The following is a 24,449-nucleotide window of genomic DNA, read 5'->3' as shown; positions in this document are numbered from 1 at the left end:
TCTTTTAGGAATTGATGTACTATACAAATACAAGCTGCGTTGTACGTAATCATAATAAAGTTTTAACCTTTAAGCTGTAATAGGGAGTTTAACCATCGAAGCTGGAATGACAGGCCTCTGTCTATAGGACAAGGAGGACATGCAGAAAAGTTTCTGAGAACACCCACTTTGAGGAGTGGTGGTTTAAAACTTTCTTATATATCTACGGCAAATGCGGCTACATATGATTTTTAAACCAGCTTCTTTAGGGAAGCTGGTTTTCTAATGTCAAAAAAACTATCATGAGCCTCAACTCCCAACCCAACCATGGAAATAAATTTAGAGAACAAGCCGTAGTCACCTAATAAAGGCGGTGAGAGCAGAGCTAGACTTCACATCTTTCGTCTAGTGAAATGGGTATTTCACTTTAACCGGTTAAAGTGATTCATTTTTGCGGCGCTCCGCCCCTTTTCCATAGAAAAGAAGAAGGACATTAACCAATCCCTCTCCCCTAGTTATTATTTTTCAAGCAATGTTTTTGTATCAGAGAATTCAAGACCGTGTGCTTCGGCGACAGCTTGATAGGTCACAAAACCGTCGAGGGTATTGATTCCTTTTAACAAGGCTTCATTTTCTAAACACGCCTTTTGATAACCCTTATTGGCAATTTGAACGGCATACGGAACGGTCACGTTTGTTAACGCAAATGTCGACGTTCTCGGTACCGCACCTGGCATATTCGCTACAGCGTAATGAACAACACCATGCTTCACATATGTTGGGTTATCATGTGTGGTAATCCGGTCTGTTGTTTCAAAAATACCACCCTGATCGATAGCAATATCAACAACCACACTGCCAGGCTTCATTGATTGGATCATTTCTTCGCTAACAAGCTTCGGTGCCTTCGCTCCCGGAATTAATACAGCGCCAATAACTAAGTCCGATTCCTTTACAGCTTCAGCAATATTAAAAGGGTTGGACATCAATGTCGTCACATCAGAACCGAAAATATCATCTAATTGACGAAGACGGTCTGGATTTAAGTCAATAATCGTCACTTTTGCCCCTAGACCAATTGCCATCTTAGCTGCATTTGTGCCGGCAACGCCACCGCCAATAATCGTAACTGTACCTCTTTGCACACCAGGAACACCAGAAAGTAGGATTCCCATACCACCATGGACTTTTTCCAGAAATTGAGCACCAATTTGAGCTGCCATTCTTCCAGCAACCTCACTCATCGGTGTCAATAACGGCAGGCTTCGGTTCGCTAATTGTACCGTTTCGTAGGCAATCCCTACAACTTTATTATCAATCAACGCCTTCGTTAATTCTGGTTCAGGTGCTAAATGTAAATATGTAAATAAAATTAAACCTTCACGAAAGTATTGATATTCACTTGGAAGAGGCTCTTTAACCTTCATGACCATATCCATGGACCAAGCTTCACTAGCTGAATCTACCAGCTTCGCACCTGCAACTCCATAATCATCATCTGTAAAACCAGAACCATGTCCTGCTCCTTTTTCAATAAAAACCTCATGGCCAAATTTCACAAGGTTAACTACTCCAGCTGGTGTCATCGCTACACGGTTTTCATTATTTTTTATTTCTTTAGGTACTCCAATCCGCATGTGTTTACCCCCATTTAATAACATAAATAGTAAAATAATCCAAGTCGATATTAATATATCTTTTTTCCAAAGTAATGATGTAACAGCTTACCATTCTCTGAAAGCTCTTTCATTTTATCAAAAAAAGCTGAGATACCCAAACTTTTTTATTTGATTATTATCGAGTATACTATGTAGCATAATATTAACTAGATTTCTCTTTATTAAGAAGAAAAAGCGGTAACCTTTAAGGGGTTACCGTATTTTTATTATTTTATTTTTTCAACGTCTGACAAAACAGAATCCAATTCATCAGCTGATTTATTTAATGTTTGTGCATCAAGTGGATCTGATTTTGCACCTGCTTCAATTGTGTGTAGTGGAGTTTCCACTTTTTCATATAAATCAGCATTCTTATCTTTAACATCGTCTTCAAATTTTTGCCAAGATTCTTCGAGTTTTACTCCACTTTCTTTAACTTTTGCAGCATCGTTTGCATTTAATTGATCTCTCAAATCAGTGATGGTTTGTTTCATTTCCTTCGCACCGTCACTTATGGAAACAGTTGTCTTTGTCTCTGCAGAATTCTTGTCATCTTTAGCTCCACCACATGCAGCCAATGTTAAAGAAGATGCGATTAAAATTGGAACGATTAATTTACGCGATTTCATTTACTTTTCCCCCTGTTTGTCCCTTTACTTTGTTATCTTTTCTTTTATTTATTATTGCAGCAGTTACCGCAACAACTAACAAGATCATTTGTGGAATAAAACTCTCCCAAGTTGAATAAATGGCGAAAAAGTCAATAGTTGCAATTGGTGCTTGAGTTGCTGGTAGTAATCCAGCTAGCTGCAATCCATGAATCCCCATCCCTGTAAACTTAAAGCATAAGTAAAACATTAAAATACTTGATACTAGGAAGAATGGACGCATTGGAATTTTTAATCCTACCTTAAGAATGAGGTACGATAAGACCACAAGTATGAGCAGTCCAATAGCAATACCCAATAAAAGGGATGTCATTTTTATCGAGGAAGCCATTCCAATAAAGAATAAAACTGTTTCTGTCCCTTCGCGAAAAACAGCGAGGAAAGATAAAAGTGCTAAGGATAAGAGGCTACCTGTATCCAATGCTTTTGAACTTTGTGTACGGATGTATCTCTGCCATTCTGATATACTTGATTTACTATGAAGCCAATAACTCATGTATAGAAGCATTACTGCTGCAAAAATCCCAGTCCAGCCTGCAATTAAGAAATTGTTACTGCCAAATGCTCCTGCTGAAAATAATAAGTTGACAAGGGTACCAAGAATGATACTTACTCCTATCCCTGCACCGACACCTATCCAAATCCATTTACTTTTCTCTTCATGACCTGCCTTTCTTAAAAACCCAAGCAAGGCAACCACTACAAGCAATCCTTCTAATCCTTCACGAAGAAGAATTGTAATGGCATCCATCATGTTATAACTTGTTTTGCTTACTAGTGGTGATAAATAATCTCGCATACTTTCAATTGTTTTTTTAGCTCCTTCAACATCAGCTGGCTTAGAAGATAACATGGCGTATGACGAAACCATATCCCTTTCTGCATCACTGTATATTTTGGAAGACTGAGTAAGGACAATACCCTCAACGTTCAACCATGATTTGCGAAATTTTTCGATATCAGCTTTTGCACCATGAATATCATTGTCCTTTATTTTTGATAGGGACTGATTTAGCAAAGTTATTAGTTCAGCGACATCCCCCTTTTGAGCAGAGGTATTATCACTTTTATCCGAAGAAGCAAATTTACCTGCTATAAATTCTTCATTTGTCTTTTTTAAAGCTAAAAGTGCATTTTTCACTTTTTCTTGATTGATTGGTTGTTGAGCTAAAGCAAATTGCACTTGCCCCATATTATCTTCAATATCATGATACGCCTGCTGAGATTTCTTTTTTACTCCATCTTCAATTGAGAGCCAGGTGGATGTGAATTTCTTAAATTGCTCGGAGGCGACATTCACTTCCCCATTGTCCAAAGAGTGAATACTCTGGTTTATGATAGTATTTGCTTGTTTCATATCTTCAGTTGCACTTGCAGCAAAACTGTTAATTGGAAGGATTATAAATGCTGTTAGTAAAATCAACAGAGTAGTAAATAACCTGCACCTCATGTTTTCCTCCTTATGTATGTTTTACTATTTAAAAAATAGCAATTTTACGTTATGAATTCGATAATGAAAATCATTATCAATTATCCCCTAGAGAGATTATATGTCCATTGAGAATGAAAGTCAATAACATTTTTAACTCAAAGAAAATCTATGAATCCCGCTTTGACCACTTGTTGGAATGATCTGACCTTCTTAATAGTTTGTTACCTAGGTTAAACAAATATGGCTGTACCAAATATTATTGATTTTCCATAAATTACATGATTAGAGCTTTGCCACTGAAGGCAAAGCTCTTTTAGGATGTTTTACTAATAATAAGGGTAAGGATATGGGTACCCGTAATATGGATCCGGATACGGATATGGATATGGATATCCATATCCATATGGAGCTGATAATAATGCCCCAGCTGCTAATCCACCCAAAAACGGCAATCCAAATCCGAAACCAAATGGTCTGCCAAATCCAAATCCTGGACGACCAAAGCCAAATCCTGGTCGGCCAAATCCAAATCCCGGACGACCAAAGCCAAAACCTGGTCTTCCAAACCCGAAACCTGGACGACCGAACCCACCAAAACCATGACCGAATCCTCCGAACCCACCATGAATCCTCTCATCCATGGTATAATCAGGCATTCCATACAATTCTGTATTCATTATTCTCCTCCTCATTTAATACTTAACACACTAAAGAATATGCAAAGTTGCTTGCATATTCTTGGGTAAACGCCCTCCATAAATGAAGTTTCCAAGGCAAATGTCTAAAAAATTTAATCCCAATACAAAAAAGGCTGTCCACTAATGGACACCCTTTTACCTTTCATATTCATTTTTCCAAGCTCTCGGTTGCAGCAAAATCATCATTGTCAGCAAGAGCTGTTCCTTCCCCAATGAAGCCACTATTATAGGAATTCAGTATCTGCTCGTTAACTTCTTTCGTTCCCTGCTCATCAAACTCAAATGAATATTTATTCTTCGGGTCCCGTTTTTCCATATCACCAATCTCCTTTCCAATATAAGTTACTTCATTATTGTTCGAAAAATTGCAACAGTTATTCGTTGTAAATTATTGTATAATCAAGATGAGGAGATGATAATCATGGGACTTAAATATCATAATATTTTAGTTGCTGTTGATGGATCAAAAGAGGCAGACTGGGCTTTCAAAAAAGGGATTGAGATTGCTAAAAGAAACAGCGCAACATTAATATTAGTCCATGTCATTGATACAAGGTCATTTGCCTTAGTCGAGGCCTATGACACTGTCATTGGTGAAAGAGCAGAAAAGCTGGCAAAAGATATGCTTGAAAACTATCAAAAACTAGCTGTGGAAGCTGGACTGCCAAAAGTCCATTATGAAATTGATTTTGGCTCTCCAAAAGTAAGAATTCCAAGAGATTTGGCTAAAAAGCATAATGTGGATTTAATTATCTGCGGTGCAACAGGAATGAATATGGTGGAAAGAATTTTTATTGGCAGTGTATCTGAACACATCACTCGCTATGCTCCATGTGATGTTCTTGTCGTTCGGACAGAAAAAGATGTCGAATAATAATAGATAATGCTTAAGCACGGAGCCATTTGCCCCGTGCCTTTTATTTTTCACAATAACAATAATGAGTTTCAACTCCCAACCCAAACATGAAAAAGGATTGGAAATGAGCGGTACACCAAATAATAACGGCGGTGTGAGCAGAGCTAGGTTTCACCTCAGTCAGAGTAAAAACTATATATTTTTCAATTAGACTGGATGCCCTGATTGATTTTTATGACGCTCCGCCTCTTTTCCAAAAAAATAAAATTGTTTTATCGTGAATGGTCTCCTGATGTGTAGTAAAATATTATCATTAACACAGCTTGGAGGCACCTATATGAAAGATCATTTTTCTTTTGACCACCGTCTTGGTATTCTTCTACCCGATTTACCAGTAGATTGGGATCAATTCAGTAAAGAAACCCAGGCAGAAATTCTCTTCCAGTGGGAACAAATTCGCGGCTCTATTCCAGATAGAATTTCAGAACTCGAAAACGAGATTAATCATAAACAAGCACAGCTTTCAGATGAAGGTGATTTCCCTCATTCCTGTCGACTAAACTCGGAAATAGCAGAGCTAGCCTCTATTATCAATGACCTTTGGCTTTGGTATCGGGCGAACCAGACACTTTCAGAAAGAATACATCAATAAAAATACTCCCTTATCCCATTAAGTAGTTCCTTTTTTGTGGAGAAACATTGCAAATATCATATGAATTAGCATATCAAACAACATACGAATTGGTATGCTTTTTTCGTTGATATAACAATATTTTTTACGAAAACAAGTCCAAATTAATAGGGCAAATAACATGCCAAATAACAGAGTGACAATAGCCATTGTCATTGCTCGAATTAAGATGTTAATTGTATTGTTAGTTGCTATGTTATTTCTACGTTCGTTTTGAAAAAAGTGAAGGTAATTGTCATTTTATGCTAAAATGTATATATAGATTGTGAAAATTTGTACTTATATTAACGGGAGTTTAGTTGAAATAGAAAGTGGAATAGTAAAATGCCGTTGGTAAAATTAATTGTTGTTGTTATATTCTCAATAATTCTAACCACAAACGTTTTTGATAATGTTATTCGAAAATGGTTTGGACTAGGGAAAAAAATTCAAAGAAAAAAATCCTTTAGGCAATATGAGGTGTGGATAGAACTATTTATACTGTCAACATTTCTCATTATTTCCATTCTTATAGGAATAGAATCTCCCTATATATTTATTGCAACTCTTTTATTTGGGATAATTTTCTTTGGGTTTGAAGCAATACTAGACAAAAAATATATTAAAAATTCTAAAGAATATTTAGTAACATTTTTAATAGGATTACTTAAGTCTCTGGTTTTAATGATTCAAATTGTCATTTATAATTTTTTTTCTTTTTAGACAAGTATATAGGATAGTATCTATCTTGCAAATTCATTAAGTATGTGAAGAAATGTTCTTAAACAAATTGGTGCTTTAATTCAACAAAGACTATACAAAATAAAATCAAACGCTTGGGGTTACTGGAACTATCCCAAGCGTTTTGTGTGTTAATTTATGAAAAGTTGTGCTTTTCCTTGAACTACTAATCTGTCTTCGGCTAACAACTCGCCAGTCAGTTTGATTTCTTTATAAGTCTTTTTTAATTTCTCTCACTACATGACCAATTTCAGGCAAGATTAATTTATTCATCGCAAGCTTTACAGCGCCGGAGGAACCAGGGGTAGAGAATACAGCTTTATTTTTGACGACACCGGCAATTGCCCTCGATAGAATTGCTGCAGAACCTATATCCTCTTGATAGCTTAATAGCCTGAACAATTCTCCAAACCCGACGATTTCTTTTTCAAGTAGACCTTGTATGGTTTCAATCGTTACATCTCGCTTGGCAATTCCAGTGCCGCCATTTGTTAGAATGACATCAATATCGTCTCGGTCGCAGCCTTTTAAAATTTCAGTTTGAATATGTTCAGATACATCTTTTACAATGACATAATCAGCAATATTGTGCCCTGCTTGTTCAAGCAGTTCCATCATTAACTTGCCGCTTTTGTCTGTATCCTGATCTCTCGTATCACTGACTGTAATTACCTTACAATTGACCGTTTTAGGTGCTTCCTGTTTATGTTCTTGTGTGCTCATCATTAAAACTCCTCTTTTTCTTTAAGATAGCGAAGTTGGTAATATTTATGGGCAAAATCCGTAACTTTTCTCGTTAATTGATAATTTGCACCGGCACCAATGGCCATACTGACTAGCGGAAGTCCTTGAATAACTTTTTTCCGAAACAATGCAATGACCATCGCTTTTAAAAGTTGCTGGACAGGCTGCTCCAGCCAGGTGATATCCATAATTTCCTCATTGCCTTCGTAAAAATAATAATAATCGTTCGACTCCAGCTCATCCATTAAAGAAGCCCAGCCCGCTTTTTGAATTCGTGGCGGCAATGTCGCGGTATGGAATACTTTTAGAGATGTCATCATTTCATGTGGGGTATTCACCTCAAAACCGTAGGTCATCGCGATTAATTGAACAACTCTTAAATTAATGACTGCCATTGCCGGAATATCGGTACCTAAAAGAAGCATTTCGCCTGTACCCGCTAAACCACCTTGGGCAAAGGAATAAAGCCGATGTCTTGCGATTTGCTGCTGTGCTATGTATTGTAACTGGTCAATGTCCAGTTGCTTTAATTCTACTATTTTTTCTAAATCTTGCTTAAAAATTCTCCCAGAAGCTAAAATTCTTTCTTTTGCGTCCATTTGCAGTTGCGAGCCTTGGATTAAACTATGTAAATGGAATAGCCAGCTGTCAATGACAGAAAAAAATTGTCTTTGAACCTTGTTAGGTAATAATGAGAAAGAACGTTCCAAATATTTTTCATATGTCAATTGAAAGTCATTCGCCTCATAATTTAGCAAGTTCCTTTCCCAATCCCGTATCCCATGCAAGGCTTTTGTTTCACGGTTGGTCAATGGCATCTGGATCCTCCTCTAAACATCGCTTCTATTTCCAGTATATCACAGAGAATAGAACGATAAAAAGGCAAAAGTTGTGATACGGTTCATCGCATCAACTATACCTGCGGTTAATAAGGCCCGCTTAATAATGATTATCTTATTACTAAGCAAGTTGTACTATATCCAAAGCTTGTTAAAATGTTAACAGAACATTCATATTCCTTTAATGGAATCTTGAAAATTTTTTATAAAATGAATTTAGAGATGAAGAAAGGAAGTGGCTTATGTTACTTAGAGGGCGATCTGAGTCGGATGAATTAATGGCTATGCGATATTTAAACACGCGAATGGAGTTAACTGAAAAGGAAAAGTTTCACTATTCAAAACTTGAAAAAGGATTTGAAGGGGAGGTGAAATTTGACCTGCTGGCAGAAAGTCTTCAAGAAGAAAGGTATATTATAAATGACTTGCTTCTAGAAGTAAACAACTCCTATTTTCAACTTGATACATTGATTATTTCACAGGGAGTTATTCACCTTTTGGATATAAAAAATTTTCAAGGTGATTGTTACTTAGAATCGGACAAACTTTATGCCATGAAAACCGGACGCGAATATAAGAATCCTGTTGACCAGTTAAAAAGGAGCACGACCCTATTCCGCCAACTGCTCCAAAACCTCAAGCAAAATTACCTTGTTGAAGCCTCCGTTCTCTTTATCAACCCTGAATTCACCTTATATCAAGCCCCGATGGATCAACCCATTATTTTACCAACCCAAGTAAATAGTTTTTTGAAAGATTTAAATAAAACACTGTCTAAGTTGAACGACGGGCACAAGAAACTTGCACAAAAATTAATTTCATTACATCAAACTAAAAATCCATTTACGGTATTGCCTAAATATAATTATGACCAGTTGCAAAAGGGAGTTTATTGTAAAACTTGTAAGTCCTTTCTGATTTATATAAAAAATAATGACTTTGTATGCGGAAAGTGTGGAGGACATGAAAAGATTGAACTAGCTATTTTGCGGAATGTGGAGGAATTTAATCTGTTATTTCCTGATCGAAAGATTACTACCCACAGCATTTATGAGTGGTGCAAGGTGGATTTAAATAAAAGGACATTTTGTAGGATTTTAAAGAGAAACTATACCGCATTTGGAAATACAAGAGAAACTTATTATAAATAAATATATGAATCATCTTTTTTGCATGAAAGGTTTTATAAACCCCTCTAAACCTGGTGCATTCAGACTGGATTTCTCTTTTTGGGCCTCGCCCTGTCCGAATGATGCCCGCATTCAGACTGGATTTCTCTTTTTGGCCCTCGCCTTGTCCGAATGAGACCCGCATTCAGACTGGATTTCTCTTTTTGGCCCTTGCCTTGTCCGAATGAGGCCCGCATTCAGACTGGATTTCTCTTTTTCGGCCTTGCCTTGTCCGAATGAGGCCCGCATTCAGACTGGATTTCTCTTTTTCGGCCTTGCCCTGTCCGAATGAAGCACGCATTCAGACTGGATTTCTCTTTTTGGGCCTTGCCCTGTCCGAATGAGACCCGCATTCAGACTGGATTTCTCTTTTTGGGCCTTGCCTTGTCCAAATGAGGCCCGCATTCAGACTGGATTTCTCTTTTTGGGCCTTGCCCTGTCCGAATGAGACACGCATTCAGACCGGATTTCTCTTTTTCGACCTTGCCCTGTCCGAATGAGGCACGCATTCAGACTGGATTTCTCTTTTTGGGCCTTATCCTGTACGAATCAAACCCGCATTCAGACTGGATTTCTCTTTTTGGCCCTTGCCCTGTCCGAATGAGGTACGCATTCAGACTGGATTTCTCTTTTTGGGCCTCGCCCTGTCCGAATGAGGCACGCATTCAGACTGGATTTCTCTTTTTGGGCCTTATCCTGTCCGAATGAGACCCGCATTCAGACTGGATTTCTCTTTTTGGGCCTTGCCCTGTCCGAATGAGACACGCATTCAGACTGGATTTCTCTTTTTGGCCCTCGCCCTGTCCGAATGAGGCCCGCATTCAAGCTCCGGCCATGTAACATGGAGATATGCTGATTCAGGATCATTCGTGTAAAAACCGCCTCTATTTATGATATGGTTCACTGTACCATACCTAAATGAGGTTAATGTATTGAGTGTTATCGTAAATTTCTTAACTTGATAAGCTAAGGATGTACTTTCATTTATTAAATGAAAGAGCTCATTGTTTCTTTGAGCAATGAAACGGAATGATTAAATTGTTCTTTTTCCTTTTCATTCAGCTCAATTTCGATTACTTCTCGGATACCGGCACGATTAATTACAGCTGGTACTCCAATATAAACATCATTTTGTCCGTATTCTCCGTTTAGATAGGAAGATACTGTCAGGATGCTATTTTCATTATTAAGGATTGCTTTTGTAATTCTAACAAGAGACATACCTATTCCATAGTATGTAGCCCCTTTTCGCTCAATGATATGATAGGCAGCATCACGGACGTTTACAAAAATTTCTTCTAAACATTCTTTTTTGAGATCTCCCTTCCGTTCCAAAACAGTATCAAGATGCTCAATTCCAATCATTGCATGACTCCAAACAGGGAGTTCTGTATCTCCATGTTCACCAATGATGGCTGCATGAACATTTCTTGTATCTATGTTGAAATATTTCCCTAGAGCAAACCTTAGACGTGCAGAGTCTAATACCGTTCCAGAACCGATTACACGTTCTTTTGGTAGTCCTGATTCTTTCCAAGTCACATAGGTTAAGATATCCACTGGATTTGTTGCCACTAAGAATATTCCATTAAATCCACTTTCCATTATGCTTTTTATTATTTGCTTAAATATTTTTGTGTTTTTTTCAACTAATTGCAATCGGGTTTCACCTGGCTTTTGTGCCAATCCCGCAGAGATGACAACTATGTCAGCACTTCCACAGTCTTGATATGAACCGCTCCAAACGTTTACTGGTGAAGGCGCAAACGGCATGCCGTGATTAAGGTCCATTGCCTCGCCTTCGGATTTTTTTTCATTTACATCAATTAAGACTATTTCCTCAACAACTCCCTGGTTGATCAATGAATATACATAACTGCAACCTACAGCACCTGTTCCAACTAGTACAACTCGATTTACTTTTTCTTTATCCATGATAAACGATCTCCCTTCGAATGAAAAAAATTAAAATAGTAACCAGCTGATTATTCCAATTACAACAAGTAAACATAAGCTATATTTAATTGTCACTTTAAATAAATCACTCTCTTTTCCTGCTAATCCAACTGCTGCAGCAGCAACAGCGATAGATTGAGGTGATATCATTTTAGCCATGGTTCCGCCCATTACATTGACCGCAACCATCGATTCAGGTGCTATGCCAATTTGAGAAGCGGTGACAGATTGAAGTGGAGCAAATAAGGAACCGCTGTTTACAACAGAGCCTGTTAAAAAAACCCCTAGCCACCCTAACACTGGGGAGAATAATGGAAATACTGCACCTGTGGAAGCAAATGCTAAACCAAGTGTCGATGACATACCAGAGTAAGTACAAATGTAAGCAAAGGCAAGTACACTACAAATGGTTAGGACTGGTGATAATAATTCTTTTGCCGTTTCTTTAGTAATATCCCACAGCTGCTTACTGCTGCAGCGAAAGAGAATGCTTGCGACAATAATCGTCAGGACAATTGCTGTTGTGGTAGATGAAAATAAATCTAATTTAAATACTGCCGCATATGGTGTATCTTGCGGTACTATTGGTGCATGCTTTATGACTACGTTGTTTAATCCCGGAATTGGCAGCAATAACACTAACTTTTCTAAAGGACCGCCGGGGATAAATAGATTTTTAAAAAATGATAAATTAAACAAAGTAACACATATAGTTAGAAATACAAATGGCAGCCAAGCATATGCAATTTTCCCTAAGGAATACTTAACCTGTTTATCTACTTGGTTCTCATTACTTATACGGAATATCTCTTTTGGTTTCCATATTTGTAAAAATACTGATAGTGCAACTAGGCTAACAATTGCAGCAAAGATGTCTGCAAGTTCAGCACCTAAGAAATATAGAACAATTGCCTGAGTAAGTCCAAATGAAACTCCGCTGACTAAAACTGCTGGGAACGTTTGTCTAATCCCTTTCATCCCATCAATGATAAATATTAGTAAGAATGCTACTAGAACACTTACGATTGGAAGGACAAATGCTGTATATCTTCCAACAGCAAGACTATCTAAACCTGTAAGTAATGCGGGAACAGTTACAGGAATGCCCATTGCTCCATATGCACCACCGGCAATGTTTGCAATCAAACAAAGGCTGGCTGCATATATCGGACTAAATCCAAGTCCTACTAAAATGGCTGCTGTTATCGCAACTGGTGCACCAAATCCTGCAGCTCCTTCTAAAAATGCACCGAATGAGAAGGCTACAATGAGAACTTGCAATCTTTGATCGGCTGTAATAAAGGATATACTATTTTCAATAATTGCAAATTTGCCTGTTTTTACTGTTATTTTATAAAGGAAAATAGCAGCAAATACAATCGATGCTACGGGCCATATACCGGATAAAACTCCAAAGATGGCAGACATCAAAACTAATAAAGCAGGCATTTTGTAGATTAAGACTGCAACAACACCTGCTACAATTATGCTGGAGAGTCCTGCAATATAGCCTTTTAATTTAAAAACTGTCAGCATTACAATAAAAAAGATTATAGGAATGGCTGCGATAATAGCTGAAAACCAAATGTTACTCACGGGATTATATACTTGCTCCCATACATTCATTCTGTTCAACTCCTAGGTAAATATAAGTCCCATTTATTTTTAACCACTATTGCAAACCCTATCCTTCACATTCTGAAATATTTCACAATGAAATTAGAGATACTTCAACAGGTGTTTTAGTGACAAACAAGCAATGGTAATACATAGCACACGATCAATAGAAGTCACTGAATAGGTTCGCCAATTTAATTAGCAGTATCCAGGGAATAATGCTCATAATAATGGTTAAATTAATAAAAATTGGATTGAACCTGGGTGGAGTATAATGAGATATCTTTTAAGAAAAATATTTTCGAACAAACAGACAGAAGAAAGACCACACATGAAAATGAATGTTTTTTCTTCTTTAGATAAAAATTTAGAATTCATTGAAAACCAGCTGTTTCATTCAAGTGATCTGAAATGGCGGAGCATTAGGTTTAATCACTTGGAGGGTCTCATTGTCTTTTTTGAATCCATAACTGATCAACAAAGAATTCAAAATGAAATCATCCAGCCTATAGAAGAAAAAAGAGAAGGAAACGTGGATAAAGTCATTACTTCTTTGGAGATTACGAAAAAATCGGATCTTTGCGAGGTTCCCCATGCCTTAATCCAAGGAAAATGCGTATTGTTATTCGAAGGTACAGTAGAAGTTTATGTAGTGGATGTAACTGCAGTTAATAAACGAAGTATCTTGGAGCCAGAGAACGAAACGGTTATTCGCGGTGCTCATGATGGTTTTATAGAGCACCTCATGACGAATCTTTTTCTTGTTCGAAAACGCCTTATGAATCCGAATCTGGTCGTTCGTTATTACCAGATCGGAAAGGCAACCAATACAAAATTAGCTCTTCTCTATATGCAGGACCTGGCGAATCCGGATCTGGTTAAAGAAGTGGATCATAGAATTAATTCCATTTCGATGGATACCATTTTCTCGCCCGGATTCATTGCCGAATTTATTGAAGATAACCCATATTCTCTATTTCCGCAAATCTTATATACAGAAAGACCGGATCGGGTGGTAGCTCATCTTATGGAAGGCCGTGTAACTATTTTATCTGATGGAGACCCATCTGCACTGATTTTACCGGTGACTTTCTTTTCCTTTTATCAAAGCCCGGATGATTATCACCGAAAGTGGTTGGTCGGATCGTTTATTCGATTGCTTCGGTTGATGAGTTTTATTATCGCATCTATAATACCTGCTTTATATATTGCGATTATTGGCTTCCACCCTGAAATTCTTCCGGAAAATTTGATTTTTTCAGTAAAAAGCAGTATAGACAGGGTTCCATTTCCACCTATTGTGGAGGCTTTAATTATGCAGATTACTTTAGAAGTATTACGTGAAGCAGGAGTTCGTTTGCCGAGCCGAGTAGGTCAAACCATCGGCATTGTTGGTGGCTTGGTCATCGGTGAATCGGTCGTCCGAGCTGGATTGATTTCCTATCCCATGGTTATCGTCATCGCCTTAACGGCTATTTCTTCTTTTGTCGCACCATCTAATGAAATAAGTTTATCAACACGTCTTTTGGGCTTCCCGCTCATGATCCTTTCTGCGATGTTCGGTTTGATCGGGATTATGTTTGGCTTGCTATTCATCTTAATTCACTTATGTAAATTAGAGTCCTTTGGTACAGCTTATTTTGCTCCAATCATGCCTCTTCGAATGAAAGATTTGAAGGATACATTTATACGTTTTCCTATCTGGAGTTTGAATCAACGCCCCCATGATCCGCATCCAAAAAGGCTTAATCAAGAAAGAAATTCAAGGGAGTGGGAACAGGATGATCCCGGAAAAGAGTAGAATTAGCCAAGGGCAGTTCATGTTTGTTGTTGTACAGTCCCAAGTGGGGGTTGGAATTTTATCGCTTCCTAATAAAGTGCAAGCAAGCGCCAAGGGGGGAGGGTGGATTTCTGTTTTAATCGCCGGATTGGCTATACAAGTCATTATTTTGATTCTGTGGGCTCTTTGCAAACAATTTCCTTCCGATACGATATACAGTTTCTTACCAAAGATTACCGGGAAATATCTTGGTAATCTGCTTAGCTTTGCTTATATTAGCTATTTTCTGCTTTCTGCAGGAACGGTTCTAGCCAAATTTGCCGATGTCGTAGAAAGGTGGATACTGCAAGAAACGCCTAGATGGGCATTATTAATTCTCTCCCTTCTCACCTGTATGTATTTGGCTATGGAAAACCTTCGAGTGATTGCCAGACTGTTTGTCATTTCTTCGTTAACAATCATTGTGATGTTGGTATTAACCTTGATGGGTTATGTCAATGTGAACTTCAGTTATATTTTTCCTATAACTGAAGCAGGATGGGGGAAAATCGTCAAAGGAGCGACTGAAGCATTGTTTCCTTTAGTTGGGTATGAAATTATATTGGTGATTTACCCATTTGTTGAAGGGAAAAGCGGAGGGAAATTAAAGGCAGCTTCTTTAGGGAATATGTTGATTACACTTTTTTACGCATTTGAAGTGTTTACCTGTTTAATCATTTTCAGTCCGGCAGTCATGTCAGAGGTTCCGGAACCTCTCCTTTACATGCTGAAAGGTTTTTCTTTTCAGCTCATTCAACGTATCGATTTGATTTTTTTATCGGTATGGGTCTTTGTTGTTAGCACTGCCATGGTGGCTTGGATATACATGGCAACGGTTGGATTGGGTCGTTTTTTTCACCGGGGCGAACATAAAAAGGCTGTCCCCTATGCCATGTTCATACTCTTTATTCTGGCCATGATGGCTCAAGAGCCATCGATCAGCGATTTCTTCGATAGAATGCTTAAGATTGGTCATTATACTTTTGTGGTTGGGCTTCCTTTGATCCTGCTTTGTTTTACGTACTTGATTAGAAAAAGGAGGACGTAAACCAGATGAAAAGGATCTACTGCTTATGCGCTGTTATTTTCATCCTCCTATTCATGACTGGATGTTGGGACCAAGATCTTTTAAAGAATGCTCGTTTGATTTTTGGAGAAGGGTTTGATCTCGCGCCGAATGGAAAGCTTCAATCCACCTTTCTCATACGGGACGTGCCTGCTAGCGAACAACAGAGTCCTAAAAACGATATTATTTTCACAGTGGGCAATACGACAAGGGAAACCCGGGATCATGCAGACGATCAGATATCACGGCATCTTCGTGGTTATAAAAATCGGATTATACTCATTGGAGAAGAAATGGCAAAACAAGATATTTATCCGATCCTCGATTTTTTTTACCGCGATCCCAAAAGTGCCTTAAACGCCAGGATCGGAGTGACGAAAGGGAAGGCGGCAGATATATTTTCCCTTAAAAAAGTTGGGAATGTCTTGATTGGAGAAGAAATTGATGAATTAATCAAGAGCAAAGAAGAGACTACAACTGTTCCCAAGGTGACCGTTGAAAAGATTTACCCTATTATGATGGATCCTGGAGAAGATTTTGTTCTTCCATACCTTGTGGAAAAAAGAGGACGTGTGGATGTTTCCAGTATTGCCATGTTTCATAACCATCAATTTACAGGCGTACTGACCCCAGATGAATCGATAATGTATTTATTGTTGAAAGACCAAAAAGGGAAAGTGACGAGATTCACCAGAAAAATAAATATCCGGAATGGTCATCAAAACAGTAATGACTTTTTGACCTTTAATGTAGACAAATCAGAGCAAAAAATGAAAGTATTGATTCAATCGGGCAATCAAATTACGGTTAAGCTGGATTTAAAATGGAAAGTGAATATTATTGAATATCCGAAAGATCGCTTAAATGAGAAAAAAATGGTTACGCAATTAAACCAGTATCTTTCTAAAGAGATGACTGACTTGGCAAAAGATACACTTAAAAAAATGCAAAAAGCCCGCTGCGATGGATTAGGTATCGGCAGACAACTCATGGCGTTCCATCCCCGCATTTGGAAGACACAGAAGGAAGGCTGGGATAGTAATTATCAAAAAGTGCATTTTGCTCCTGTGATTCAAGTAGAAATTACGAAGAAGGGGATAATAAACTAACCTATGCGCCGAGGAAGCTCCCCGGACCGCCCGCGGAAAGCGAAGCGCCTGGAGCGGAAATCAACAGATAAGTTTAGCAGCCTAAAAATAAGGAGGGGCTTCCAAAAGTCATTTACCTGACTTTTCGGACAGCCCCTTCTTTTTGTTATCAAATGTTTACCTAATCTAACCTAAAGGCGATCAGCTTTTGCCTTTAGTGTATTAATGAGTACCAGCCAAACGAACAACGTCGCGGGCAATCATGACTTCTTCATTAGTTGGTATAATAATTACTTTTACAGGTGAGTGCGGATAGTTGATAAATGCTTCCTCACCTCGTACCTGATTAAGAGCCGGATCCCAATAAACACCCATAAATTCAAGACCATTTAATACACTTGCTCGAATCGAGTCACTATTTTCTCCGATACCGGCAGTAAAAATAATCGCATCTACACCATTCATGCGGGCCGCATAAGATCCGATATATTTATGAATACGATTAGAGAATACATCCAACGCAAGCTTAGCCCGTTCGTTTCCTTGTTTGGCCGAGATTTCAATATCTCTTAGATCGCTTGAGAAACCAGAAACGGCTAACATTCCACTCTTTTTATTTAAAACATCTAATACTTCATCAGCAGTTTGATTTGTTTTTTCCATAATATATGGAATTAGCGCAGGGTCAATATTTCCAGAACGTGTCCCCATTGTTACACCTGCAAGCGGTGTAAAACCCATAGAAGTATCAATAGATTTACCGCCTTGTATGGCAGCGATACTTGCTCCATTTCCTAAATGGCAGGAAATTAACCGAAGTTGTTCTAGTGGACGCCCTAAAAGTTCAGCAGCACGCTGTGATACATATTTATGACTGGTTCCGTGGAAACCATATTTACGAATACCATATTTTTTATAGTATTCAAATGGAAGACTATATAGGTATGAACTTTCAGGCATGGTTTGGTGGAAGGCTGTATCAAATACGGCTACTGCTGGAACATTAGGAAGAACATGTCTGAATGCTTTAATTCCTGTTGCATTTGCTGCATTATGAAGCGGTGCTAACTCCGCTAACTCTTCAATTTTTGCTAAAACTTCATCTGTAACGATAGCTGAATCTTCAAATGACTCTCCACCATGCACAATCCGGTGGCCAGTTCCATTAATCTCATCCAGCGATTTAATAATCCCTAATCCAGTAAGCTTTTCCAATAGCATTTTCACAGCAATATCGTGATCAGGAATATCAAGAGTTTCCTGAATCTTTTCTCCATTTACCGTAATTGTAAAGATGGAATCCTTCATACCAATTCTTTCGATTATCCCTTTTGTTATGACTACTTCGCTTGGCATTTCAAACAATTGAAACTTCAAGGAAGAACTTCCCGCATTAATTGCAATAATTTTTGACATTTTTGCTAACGCTCCTTTTATATAACAATATCGAATCAATTCGGAATCTGTTTAGTACAACTCTATTTTGTGCAATCCGAGCTTGTTTATTTCCCTCAATTTCTCATTAAATCATTGTATATAGGACATTTCAAGGTATATTTACAGCGGGAGCGCTTTCAGAGGAAATGTAATTATATTTTAAATATTTGATTTTTAAGATAAAACTAAAAAAGGGTAAAACTGGAGTATTCCACCAGATTTACCCTTTATTTTCCTGAAACCACTTGTCCATTTTTAATAAAATTTTATCCATCTCAACTACATTTGATAAATTAGGCAAATTTACGAGTAATGCTTGCTTTGGCGGCAGTACACCTTCTCCTTTTTTTTGCAAAACAAAAATACTCTTTGCTGAGGCTTTATTTTTAAACATACTTGCCGGTAATTGCAGTAGCCCCTGAACAATCACATGTTCCTTGATAAATTCATGAAGCAATAGGGCCTGCTCACTTTCAAATAAACTGCTTGGGACAAGGAAGAATAGGTATCCTCCTGGCAAGGTGTGGCGGACACTTTGTTCAATAAATAAATGATGGGCATAGGAATGTCCGACATTGGCTTTTAATTGATAATCCGCTGCTCTAACGTCATTGGGATAAAAGCCAACCGGTAAATCAGCAATAACTGCATCGACTAGGTCGATAAATAGTGGCTCGAGGCTATCCTGGTTAAATAGCTGGACAGGATGCTCTTGTAAATTTGCATTTATATAGGCAAGTTTAATCAGAATGTCATCAATTTCAACTCCGATTGATGATACCTCTTTATGTAAATGATTTAACACCGTTGTTAAGAGGTTCCCCGTTCCCACTGCTGGATCAAGCAAGCGGAAGGATGGCTGTTTCATAAATTTTTCTACTAAATAACCAACAAGCATCCCGACAGAATCCGGAGTCATTTGATGATTAGGCTGAACATTTTCATTCATTCCTTTTAAAATGACTAGCTGAAATGCCTTACGAATTTCCTCATTCGAATACTTTTCCAACTGAATTTCCTGGTATTGTTTTTTCAGTCTTTTTACCGTTAACTCACTTAACTCTGCTTGAAGGATTGATCCTTGAAATAAATTCTCTCCTGTTTCTGCAATGGCTTCAAGATAGCTGCAGGATATTTCCTCTTGTAAAATAAGCGCCGTTTCATTAAATAGCGTAAATAATTGTTCAACTGGAGAAATTTTCATGATTCTCCTCCCATCATTAAATTCTTTAATCATTTTAAACGATAATATATTTTTTACAACCTTAAAGCTAAGAAAAAGCTGGAAATAAGGATATTAAAAGACCCCGCCCTTTGGACGAGGCCTGGTTAGCTATAAGATTACTTCGCAGCTCTAGCCGCTTCTAATGCAGCTTCATAGTTCGGGTGGTTTGTTGCTTCACTAACATACTCCACATATGTGACCATATCGTTCGAATCAACCACAAATACAGCACGAGCTAAAAGCCTTAATTCTTGGATAGCAACCCCATATGCTTCTCCAAATGAGAGATCACGATGATCAGATAATGTTTGCACGTTTTCAATACCGCTTGCTGCACACCAGCGTTTTTGTGCAAATGGAAGATCACAGCTTACAGTTAAGATTTTCACGCTTCCAAGAGAATTCGCTTCCTCATTAAAGCGGCGAGTTTCCGTATCACAGACTCCCGTATCTAATGATGGGACAGAAGTGATTAAACGTACTTGCCCCTTTGTATCGTTCAATGTTACTTCTGATAAGTCATTGGCAAGGACAGTGAAAGTTGGAGCCTTGTCTCCAACCTTTACTTCGTTACCTAGTAATGTAATCGCATTTCCTTTAAATGTAACATTTGCCATTTCTAACATCCTCCTTTGTCGTATTGAACTACAGCATTCCTAAGTCCAAAACCCGCTGCACTTCAAATATGTACAGTGTAAATATATCTTTTCATAGCCCTTTATGCAATTATTTGAACTCCAAAATTGCTACAAGAAAAAAGTTAATCCTCCAATTGGCGGAAGATTAACAGTTTAATTATATATCAAAATCAACTTTCGACTGCTGGTGTTTGCCTTCATCTTTTTTCGAGAACATTTGCTGTATTTTATCAACTGCTTGTGGGGCAAGCTCTAGAATTTTCTCATACAAATGAGTACTTTCATCTAAATGAAGCATTTTGACACCTTGAGAGTTAACAATTAAAAAAGCGATTGGAGTGATGGATACACCGCCTCCACTCCCACCGCCAAATGGAAGCTTTGGTTGACTTTGACTTTGTCCTTGCCCTTGTCCTCCCTGACTTTGACTCTGTCCTTGTCCTTGCCCTTGTCCTCCCTGACTTTGACTCTGTCCCTGGGAGCTATCGAGTCTAAACTCACTTCCCCCGGCGGCAAAACCAAATCCAACCTTAGATACTGTCAAAATGACACTTCCATCTGGAGTTTCAACCGGGTCTCCAATGATGGTATTTACATCAATCATCTCTTTCAAGCTTTCCATTGCGGTGGTCATCAAACCTTGAATTGGGTGATCAGACATAGCAGTTTCCTCCTCATTCAAATGGATTTCGTTTTTTCATTTGAAAAATTTGTTTCCTTTTTGAAAAGCGGACTTCCACGCTTCCAGAATTTAATCAGTTTTAATCCTGCTAAAATAGCATGCCCGATTCGAAACTGAAAAATACATTTTAACTGAGTCTGTATAACTGCCGCTTGAAAGTGAGGGGTAATCGAAATTTCTGGCATTACTTTAAGATTTAAATAATGGCTAAGTAGTCCGACAATGCTACCTTTAATCGCCCAGAATGCCCCTGTTGCCATACCTGTATAAGCTGCATCACCAACTCCGATGAGTGTTTGCCATTCTAATTTTTTTATCGTTACCTTTTGAAAAAATTTCCTGATAATTACATGCAAATTAAACACGCGTTTCAGTAATTCCGTTGTATTATTTAAATTGGTTATTACATCCTTTTTAGTGAATTGGTTAACTTTTTGTTTGGAATCTCCAGAGGCAGCATCCCCCATATTTGTATGACTTTTCACAACGATGCTCGGGGAATCATCATCAATTTTGATCAACGGAACATTTATTGTGTATTTGATTAAGCCAGCCCATACTCTAAACTCAACCTTTAAGTCATCGTTGTCGTTATAATGATAATAATTTACAAGAATCGTTAGTTTAGTAAGAATAATGATAATGAAAAACAACAAGAGGATAGACAAGGAAAGTAGCAGCCAAAACAATTATGTTCACAACCTTTCAGCCTTCTAGTATTCCTTTTTAAAGATAAAAATAAACCTACCAACTTTTATCGTTGATAGGTTATTTATTATCGTTCTATATGGATGACGGTTGTATCGCTGAAGATGTCATGCAATCCCTGCTTTTTTGGTAAAAAGGCGACGATGATATAGCCGACAATGACCGTTGCCGAGATAAACCGGCCGATCCATTCACGAAATAAACAAGTTCCCCAAGTTAATTTGTTATGATTCAAATCAACTACTTTTAAACCAAATACCATTTTTCCAAGAGTTTGATTAAAGTATTTCGTCATCAGAACAAAATATAAATAAAAGATGAGCGCTGACGCGATGGAAATAGGGGCAAACATGTTAAACTCTGTTAATGAAATATCGAGTATTCGAAATAACGGCTTAATTAATATCCGTTCAATACTGCCAATAACAATTAAATCAAGAAGATAAGCCCAAAAACGCATCCAAAATCCAGCATACCGAACGGGCCAAACCGGCAGAATAGGTTCCTGCTTTTGATGTTCATTGTCAGAATCAACATCAGCAGCTTTCTTCTCATCTCGATTAAGCATCAGATTGGGGGATGATTCCTTTGTCTCATTCAATCCGTTTTGATAATCATTCGATTCCATTTGCATTTCCCCCCTTATTCCGCATATAAATACATCAGACGCGGCGAATTGGGCTTGGAAAGGATTTTCATAAGTCCAGCCATTTCAGCATTTTCACCTAGCCATTTATTTGTCTGCAATTTAAATAATGAGCCAAAACCAAAATCCTCCGAATAACGGACCACCTTTGCACCGTTTAGCTTCTCGTCTTTTTTCATTTTTACAATGACATCATCTAGGTAACCAAAATCATCAATAAGGTTTATTTCCTTCGCTTGCCGGCCATCATAAACTCGGCCATCAGCTATTTTTTTCACTTGGTCAATACTCAAGTGTCGGCCTTCTGAAATCACTTTGACAAATCCTTCATACGAATTATCGATCATCTTTTGTAGTATTTGTCGTTCTTCATCCGTCATTTTCCTCGTTGGGCTCATGATGTCTTTATACTGTCCACTTTTAATCGTGACAAAGTCAACACCATATTTATCTGCCAATCCTTTGTAATTATACCCTTCCATAATGACTCCAAGAGACCCTGTTAATGTTTCAGGGCTGGCAAAGATTTTTTTCGCTGCAGTTGAAATATAATATCCTCCTGAAGCAGCCATAGAGCCCATAGAGATATAGACTGGCTTTTTACTATCTTTTTGGATTTCCTTTAACTTTTCATGAATTTCCGCACTTTCAACCACTCCGCCTCCTGGAGAATTGACTCTGATTATTACACCCTTAACGGTATCATCGTCTTTAATATTGTTAAGCTTTTTCATGAAATCCTGATGATTATAACCAGAGTTTTGCAAAATGGAGCCTGAATCACCAGTGTCCTGGATGACACCATCAACATCGAGAATCACTATTTTCTTTAATTCGCTCCCATTTTTGACCACTTCTTCTGTAAAAGGATGCTCTGATGTATTCATGATATTGGTGAAATCCGTTTCAATTCCTTTAAAGGCAACAGCCGATAAAACATTAATTAAAATCGAAACAAAAAATAATGCTCCTGCAATACCAAGAGCAGCCCAGCGTTTTCCATTCATATGTAGTCCCCCTTTTTTTAAGTCTAAATTGAACATTCTTAAGTTCATATTGTCTCTAAAAAATGCTAAACTAATTTCAAACTATCACTATTTTATCAAAGTTTTTTTGATATGGATAAAATAATGACATTTTATTTATCATTTTACAGGGGGTACATAATATGGAAGTGAGACGAAATATTTATTTTTATCATAAGCGTGATGCGGACATGCTGGTAAAGGCAGCTCCTCTTTTTGAATTGGCAGAACGCTACGGTTTTACCCTTGTTTCTGACTATCGGAAAGCTAATATCATTGCCAGCATTGGAGATGATGGCACATTTCTCCAGGCTGTTAGAATGACTGGATTTCGAGATGATTGCCTTTACATGGGGATTTCTACGAAAAATAGCTTAAGTATGTATTGTGATTTTCGACTCAATGATACTTCAAAAATGATTGAAGCCATTACATCGAATGAACATATAAAGGTCAGACGGTATCCGACGATTGAAGTTTCTGTTGATGGTCAGGGCACCTTTCCATGTCTAAATGAATTCAGTATCCGGTCTTCCATTATTAAAACCCTTGTGATTGATGTGTTTATTGACCAACTCCATATTGAAACATTCCGCGGCGACGGTCTTATCATTGCTACGCCGACTGGAAGTACTGCTTATAATAAATCGGTAAATGGCTCGGTTGTAGACCCACTGCTCTCCTGCATGCAGGTAAGCGAAGTTGCATCCGTCAACACGAACCGTTATCGGACACTCGGAACATCCTTTATTGTCGGCAGTGAACGGACACTTACACTTAAGGTCATATCGGAAAACAACGATCACCCAACGATGGGCATGGATAACGAAGCATTAAGTATCCGTAGTGTGGATAAAATTCAAATAAAAATAAGAGATAAAAAAATTAAAACCTTAAAATTAAAAGACAACTCCTTCTGGGATAAAGTAAAGAGAACATTTTTATAAATAACAAAAAACCCTATCCCTGATATTATCCCCTTTAAGTAGACAGTGTAAAAAACCCATGTGTATAGCGTGGGTGATACACTAATACTTGGAGGGGATTTTTCTATGGCTAAAAAAGGACAACAATTTCAAAGGTATACA

General features: G+C 37.9%; 24 protein-coding genes and 1 other RNA gene. 9 read left to right on the top strand and 16 right to left on the bottom strand.

Annotation, left to right across the window (positions count from 1 at the left end):
- Positions 1-28 precede the first annotated feature (28 nt).
- Positions 29-224, top strand: a non-coding RNA gene (gene ssrS, locus M5A78_RS16355) — 6S RNA.
- A gap of 273 nt (positions 225-497) precedes the next feature.
- Here the strand turns inward: ssrS and ald are convergent.
- The 5 genes from ald to M5A78_RS16330 all read right to left on the bottom strand — a co-directional run bounded on the left by ald (position 498) and on the right by M5A78_RS16330 (position 4,751).
- Positions 498-1,616 (bottom strand): alanine dehydrogenase, encoded by a 1,119-nt coding sequence (gene ald / locus M5A78_RS16350; RefSeq protein WP_248736349.1) that lies wholly within the window; start codon positions 1,614-1,616, stop codon positions 498-500.
- Positions 1,617-1,864: 248 nt separating this feature from the next.
- Positions 1,865-2,266 carry a hypothetical protein gene (locus M5A78_RS16345; RefSeq protein ID WP_248736348.1) on the bottom strand — a complete coding sequence of 134 codons (402 nt, stop codon included), beginning with the start codon at positions 2,264-2,266 and terminating at the stop codon, positions 1,865-1,867.
- Complete coding sequence (locus M5A78_RS16340) at positions 2,253-3,755, bottom strand: FTR1 family iron permease (RefSeq protein WP_248736347.1); 1,503 nt, start codon at positions 3,753-3,755, stop codon at positions 2,253-2,255. Before M5A78_RS16340 ends, M5A78_RS16345 begins: the two co-directional genes overlap by 14 nt.
- 308 nt (positions 3,756-4,063) lie before the next feature.
- Entirely contained in the window at positions 4,064-4,414 is a 351-nt protein-coding gene (locus M5A78_RS16335; RefSeq protein WP_248736346.1) for a hypothetical protein, read from the bottom strand.
- A gap of 169 nt (positions 4,415-4,583) precedes the next feature.
- The gene (locus tag M5A78_RS16330; protein WP_248736345.1) at positions 4,584-4,751 is read right to left on the bottom strand and encodes a hypothetical protein; all 168 of its coding nucleotides are present in this window, start codon (positions 4,749-4,751) and stop codon (positions 4,584-4,586) included.
- Positions 4,752-4,856: 105 nt separating this feature from the next.
- Here M5A78_RS16330 and M5A78_RS16325 point away from each other — a divergent pair, with 105 nt between their 5' ends.
- The 3 genes from M5A78_RS16325 to M5A78_RS16315 all read left to right on the top strand — a co-directional run bounded on the left by M5A78_RS16325 (position 4,857) and on the right by M5A78_RS16315 (position 6,684).
- Positions 4,857-5,309 carry a universal stress protein gene (locus tag M5A78_RS16325; protein ID WP_248736344.1) on the top strand — a complete coding sequence of 151 codons (453 nt, stop codon included), beginning with the start codon at positions 4,857-4,859 and terminating at the stop codon, positions 5,307-5,309.
- A 319-nt stretch (positions 5,310-5,628) separates the two neighbouring features.
- On the top strand, positions 5,629-5,943 hold the full coding sequence (locus M5A78_RS16320) for a hypothetical protein (RefSeq protein ID WP_248736343.1): 315 nt from the start codon (positions 5,629-5,631) through the stop codon (positions 5,941-5,943).
- Positions 5,944-6,306: 363 nt separating this feature from the next.
- Positions 6,307-6,684, top strand: coding sequence for a DUF4181 domain-containing protein (locus tag M5A78_RS16315; RefSeq protein ID WP_248736342.1), 378 nt, complete (start codon positions 6,307-6,309; stop codon positions 6,682-6,684).
- Positions 6,685-6,912: 228 nt separating this feature from the next.
- On the opposite strand, the gene M5A78_RS16310 is transcribed toward M5A78_RS16315, so the two are convergent.
- The gene (locus tag M5A78_RS16310; RefSeq protein ID WP_248736404.1) at positions 6,913-7,425 is read right to left on the bottom strand and encodes a MogA/MoaB family molybdenum cofactor biosynthesis protein; all 513 of its coding nucleotides are present in this window, start codon (positions 7,423-7,425) and stop codon (positions 6,913-6,915) included.
- 2 nt (positions 7,426-7,427) lie between these two features.
- Entirely contained in the window at positions 7,428-8,264 is an 837-nt protein-coding gene (locus tag M5A78_RS16305) for an EcsC family protein (protein WP_248736341.1), read from the bottom strand.
- Between the two features lie 263 nt (positions 8,265-8,527).
- Between M5A78_RS16305 and M5A78_RS16300 the strand changes: the two genes are divergently transcribed.
- Entirely contained in the window at positions 8,528-9,436 is a 909-nt protein-coding gene (locus tag M5A78_RS16300; RefSeq protein ID WP_248736340.1) for a nuclease-related domain-containing protein, read from the top strand.
- 1,005 nt (positions 9,437-10,441) lie between these two features.
- Here M5A78_RS16300 and M5A78_RS16295 read toward each other — a convergent pair.
- Positions 10,442-11,389 (bottom strand): L-lactate dehydrogenase, encoded by a 948-nt coding sequence (locus M5A78_RS16295; RefSeq protein ID WP_248736339.1) that lies wholly within the window; start codon positions 11,387-11,389, stop codon positions 10,442-10,444.
- Positions 11,390-11,419: 30 nt separating this feature from the next.
- Positions 11,420-13,036, bottom strand: a complete 1,617-nt coding sequence (locus M5A78_RS16290; RefSeq protein ID WP_248736338.1) for a lactate permease LctP family transporter — start codon at positions 13,034-13,036, stop codon at positions 11,420-11,422.
- Between the two features lie 265 nt (positions 13,037-13,301).
- On the opposite strand from M5A78_RS16290, the gene M5A78_RS16285 reads away from it, so the two are divergent.
- The 3 genes from M5A78_RS16285 to M5A78_RS16275 are packed head-to-tail and all read left to right on the top strand — an operon-like array spanning position 13,302 to position 17,021.
- Positions 13,302-14,828, top strand: coding sequence for a spore germination protein (locus tag M5A78_RS16285; protein WP_248736337.1), 1,527 nt, complete (start codon positions 13,302-13,304; stop codon positions 14,826-14,828).
- On the top strand, positions 14,809-15,894 hold the full coding sequence (locus M5A78_RS16280; protein WP_248736336.1) for a GerAB/ArcD/ProY family transporter: 1,086 nt from the start codon (positions 14,809-14,811) through the stop codon (positions 15,892-15,894). Before M5A78_RS16285 ends, M5A78_RS16280 begins: the two co-directional genes overlap by 20 nt.
- 5 nt (positions 15,895-15,899) lie before the next feature.
- Positions 15,900-17,021, top strand: coding sequence for a Ger(x)C family spore germination protein (locus M5A78_RS16275; RefSeq protein ID WP_248736335.1), 1,122 nt, complete (start codon positions 15,900-15,902; stop codon positions 17,019-17,021).
- 201 nt (positions 17,022-17,222) lie between these two features.
- On the opposite strand, the gene M5A78_RS16270 is transcribed toward M5A78_RS16275, so the two are convergent.
- The 7 genes from M5A78_RS16270 to sppA form a co-directional block, all read right to left on the bottom strand.
- Positions 17,223-18,416 (bottom strand): acetate kinase, encoded by a 1,194-nt coding sequence (locus M5A78_RS16270; RefSeq protein ID WP_248736334.1) that lies wholly within the window; start codon positions 18,414-18,416, stop codon positions 17,223-17,225.
- Between the two features lie 241 nt (positions 18,417-18,657).
- A complete protein-coding gene (locus M5A78_RS16265) occupies positions 18,658-19,641 on the bottom strand; it encodes a class I SAM-dependent methyltransferase (RefSeq protein WP_248736333.1) in 984 nt (327 codons plus the stop codon).
- A 137-nt stretch (positions 19,642-19,778) separates the two neighbouring features.
- The gene (gene tpx / locus M5A78_RS16260) at positions 19,779-20,279 is read right to left on the bottom strand and encodes a thiol peroxidase (RefSeq protein ID WP_248736332.1); all 501 of its coding nucleotides are present in this window, start codon (positions 20,277-20,279) and stop codon (positions 19,779-19,781) included.
- 178 nt (positions 20,280-20,457) lie between these two features.
- Positions 20,458-20,961 (bottom strand): spore germination protein GerW family protein, encoded by a 504-nt coding sequence (locus M5A78_RS16255; RefSeq protein ID WP_248736331.1) that lies wholly within the window; start codon positions 20,959-20,961, stop codon positions 20,458-20,460.
- A 17-nt stretch (positions 20,962-20,978) separates the two neighbouring features.
- Entirely contained in the window at positions 20,979-21,671 is a 693-nt protein-coding gene (locus tag M5A78_RS16250) for a DUF2953 domain-containing protein (RefSeq protein ID WP_248736330.1), read from the bottom strand.
- 86 nt (positions 21,672-21,757) lie between these two features.
- A complete protein-coding gene (locus M5A78_RS16245; protein ID WP_248736329.1) occupies positions 21,758-22,318 on the bottom strand; it encodes an RDD family protein in 561 nt (186 codons plus the stop codon).
- A 14-nt stretch (positions 22,319-22,332) separates the two neighbouring features.
- A complete protein-coding gene (gene sppA, locus M5A78_RS16240; RefSeq protein ID WP_248736328.1) occupies positions 22,333-23,343 on the bottom strand; it encodes a signal peptide peptidase SppA in 1,011 nt (336 codons plus the stop codon).
- Between the two features lie 161 nt (positions 23,344-23,504).
- Here sppA and M5A78_RS16235 point away from each other — a divergent pair, with 161 nt between their 5' ends.
- A complete protein-coding gene (locus M5A78_RS16235) occupies positions 23,505-24,308 on the top strand; it encodes an NAD kinase (RefSeq protein ID WP_248736327.1) in 804 nt (267 codons plus the stop codon).
- The last annotated feature ends 141 nt before the right edge of the window (positions 24,309-24,449 follow it).

It is taken from the genome of Neobacillus rhizosphaerae, assembly GCF_937468385.1.
GTDB lineage: Bacteria > Bacillota > Bacilli > Bacillales > Cytobacillaceae > Neobacillus > Neobacillus rhizosphaerae.
The sequence above is the reverse complement of the archived record's forward strand: the minus strand, read 5'-3'. Positions and strand labels throughout refer to the sequence as shown.

Coding starts and splice junctions, on each gene's coding strand:
- ald (WP_248736349.1), bottom strand. CDS start 1,616: ATGCGGATTGGAGTACCTAAAGAAATAAAAAATAATGAAAACCGTGTA.
- M5A78_RS16325 (WP_248736344.1), top strand. CDS start 4,857: ATGGGACTTAAATATCATAATATTTTAGTTGCTGTTGATGGATCAAAA.
- M5A78_RS16345 (WP_248736348.1), bottom strand. CDS start 2,266: ATGAAATCGCGTAAATTAATCGTTCCAATTTTAATCGCATCTTCTTTA.
- M5A78_RS16340 (WP_248736347.1), bottom strand. CDS start 3,755: ATGAGGTGCAGGTTATTTACTACTCTGTTGATTTTACTAACAGCATTT.
- M5A78_RS16295 (WP_248736339.1), bottom strand. CDS start 11,389: ATGGATAAAGAAAAAGTAAATCGAGTTGTACTAGTTGGAACAGGTGCT.
- M5A78_RS16310 (WP_248736404.1), bottom strand. CDS start 7,425: ATGAGCACACAAGAACATAAACAGGAAGCACCTAAAACGGTCAATTGT.
- M5A78_RS16270 (WP_248736334.1), bottom strand. CDS start 18,416: ATGTCAAAAATTATTGCAATTAATGCGGGAAGTTCTTCCTTGAAGTTT.
- M5A78_RS16315 (WP_248736342.1), top strand. CDS start 6,307: ATGCCGTTGGTAAAATTAATTGTTGTTGTTATATTCTCAATAATTCTA.
- M5A78_RS16300 (WP_248736340.1), top strand. CDS start 8,528: ATGTTACTTAGAGGGCGATCTGAGTCGGATGAATTAATGGCTATGCGA.
- tpx (WP_248736332.1), bottom strand. CDS start 20,279: ATGGCAAATGTTACATTTAAAGGAAATGCGATTACATTACTAGGTAAC.
- M5A78_RS16245 (WP_248736329.1), bottom strand. CDS start 22,318: ATGGAATCGAATGATTATCAAAACGGATTGAATGAGACAAAGGAATCA.
- sppA (WP_248736328.1), bottom strand. CDS start 23,343: ATGAATGGAAAACGCTGGGCTGCTCTTGGTATTGCAGGAGCATTATTT.
- M5A78_RS16265 (WP_248736333.1), bottom strand. CDS start 19,641: ATGAAAATTTCTCCAGTTGAACAATTATTTACGCTATTTAATGAAACG.
- M5A78_RS16275 (WP_248736335.1), top strand. CDS start 15,900: ATGAAAAGGATCTACTGCTTATGCGCTGTTATTTTCATCCTCCTATTC.
- M5A78_RS16285 (WP_248736337.1), top strand. CDS start 13,302: ATGAGATATCTTTTAAGAAAAATATTTTCGAACAAACAGACAGAAGAA.
- M5A78_RS16320 (WP_248736343.1), top strand. CDS start 5,629: ATGAAAGATCATTTTTCTTTTGACCACCGTCTTGGTATTCTTCTACCC.
- M5A78_RS16335 (WP_248736346.1), bottom strand. CDS start 4,414: ATGAATACAGAATTGTATGGAATGCCTGATTATACCATGGATGAGAGG.
- M5A78_RS16255 (WP_248736331.1), bottom strand. CDS start 20,961: ATGTCTGATCACCCAATTCAAGGTTTGATGACCACCGCAATGGAAAGC.
- M5A78_RS16235 (WP_248736327.1), top strand. CDS start 23,505: ATGGAAGTGAGACGAAATATTTATTTTTATCATAAGCGTGATGCGGAC.
- M5A78_RS16280 (WP_248736336.1), top strand. CDS start 14,809: ATGATCCCGGAAAAGAGTAGAATTAGCCAAGGGCAGTTCATGTTTGTT.
- M5A78_RS16330 (WP_248736345.1), bottom strand. CDS start 4,751: ATGGAAAAACGGGACCCGAAGAATAAATATTCATTTGAGTTTGATGAG.
- M5A78_RS16305 (WP_248736341.1), bottom strand. CDS start 8,264: ATGCCATTGACCAACCGTGAAACAAAAGCCTTGCATGGGATACGGGAT.
- M5A78_RS16290 (WP_248736338.1), bottom strand. CDS start 13,036: ATGAATGTATGGGAGCAAGTATATAATCCCGTGAGTAACATTTGGTTT.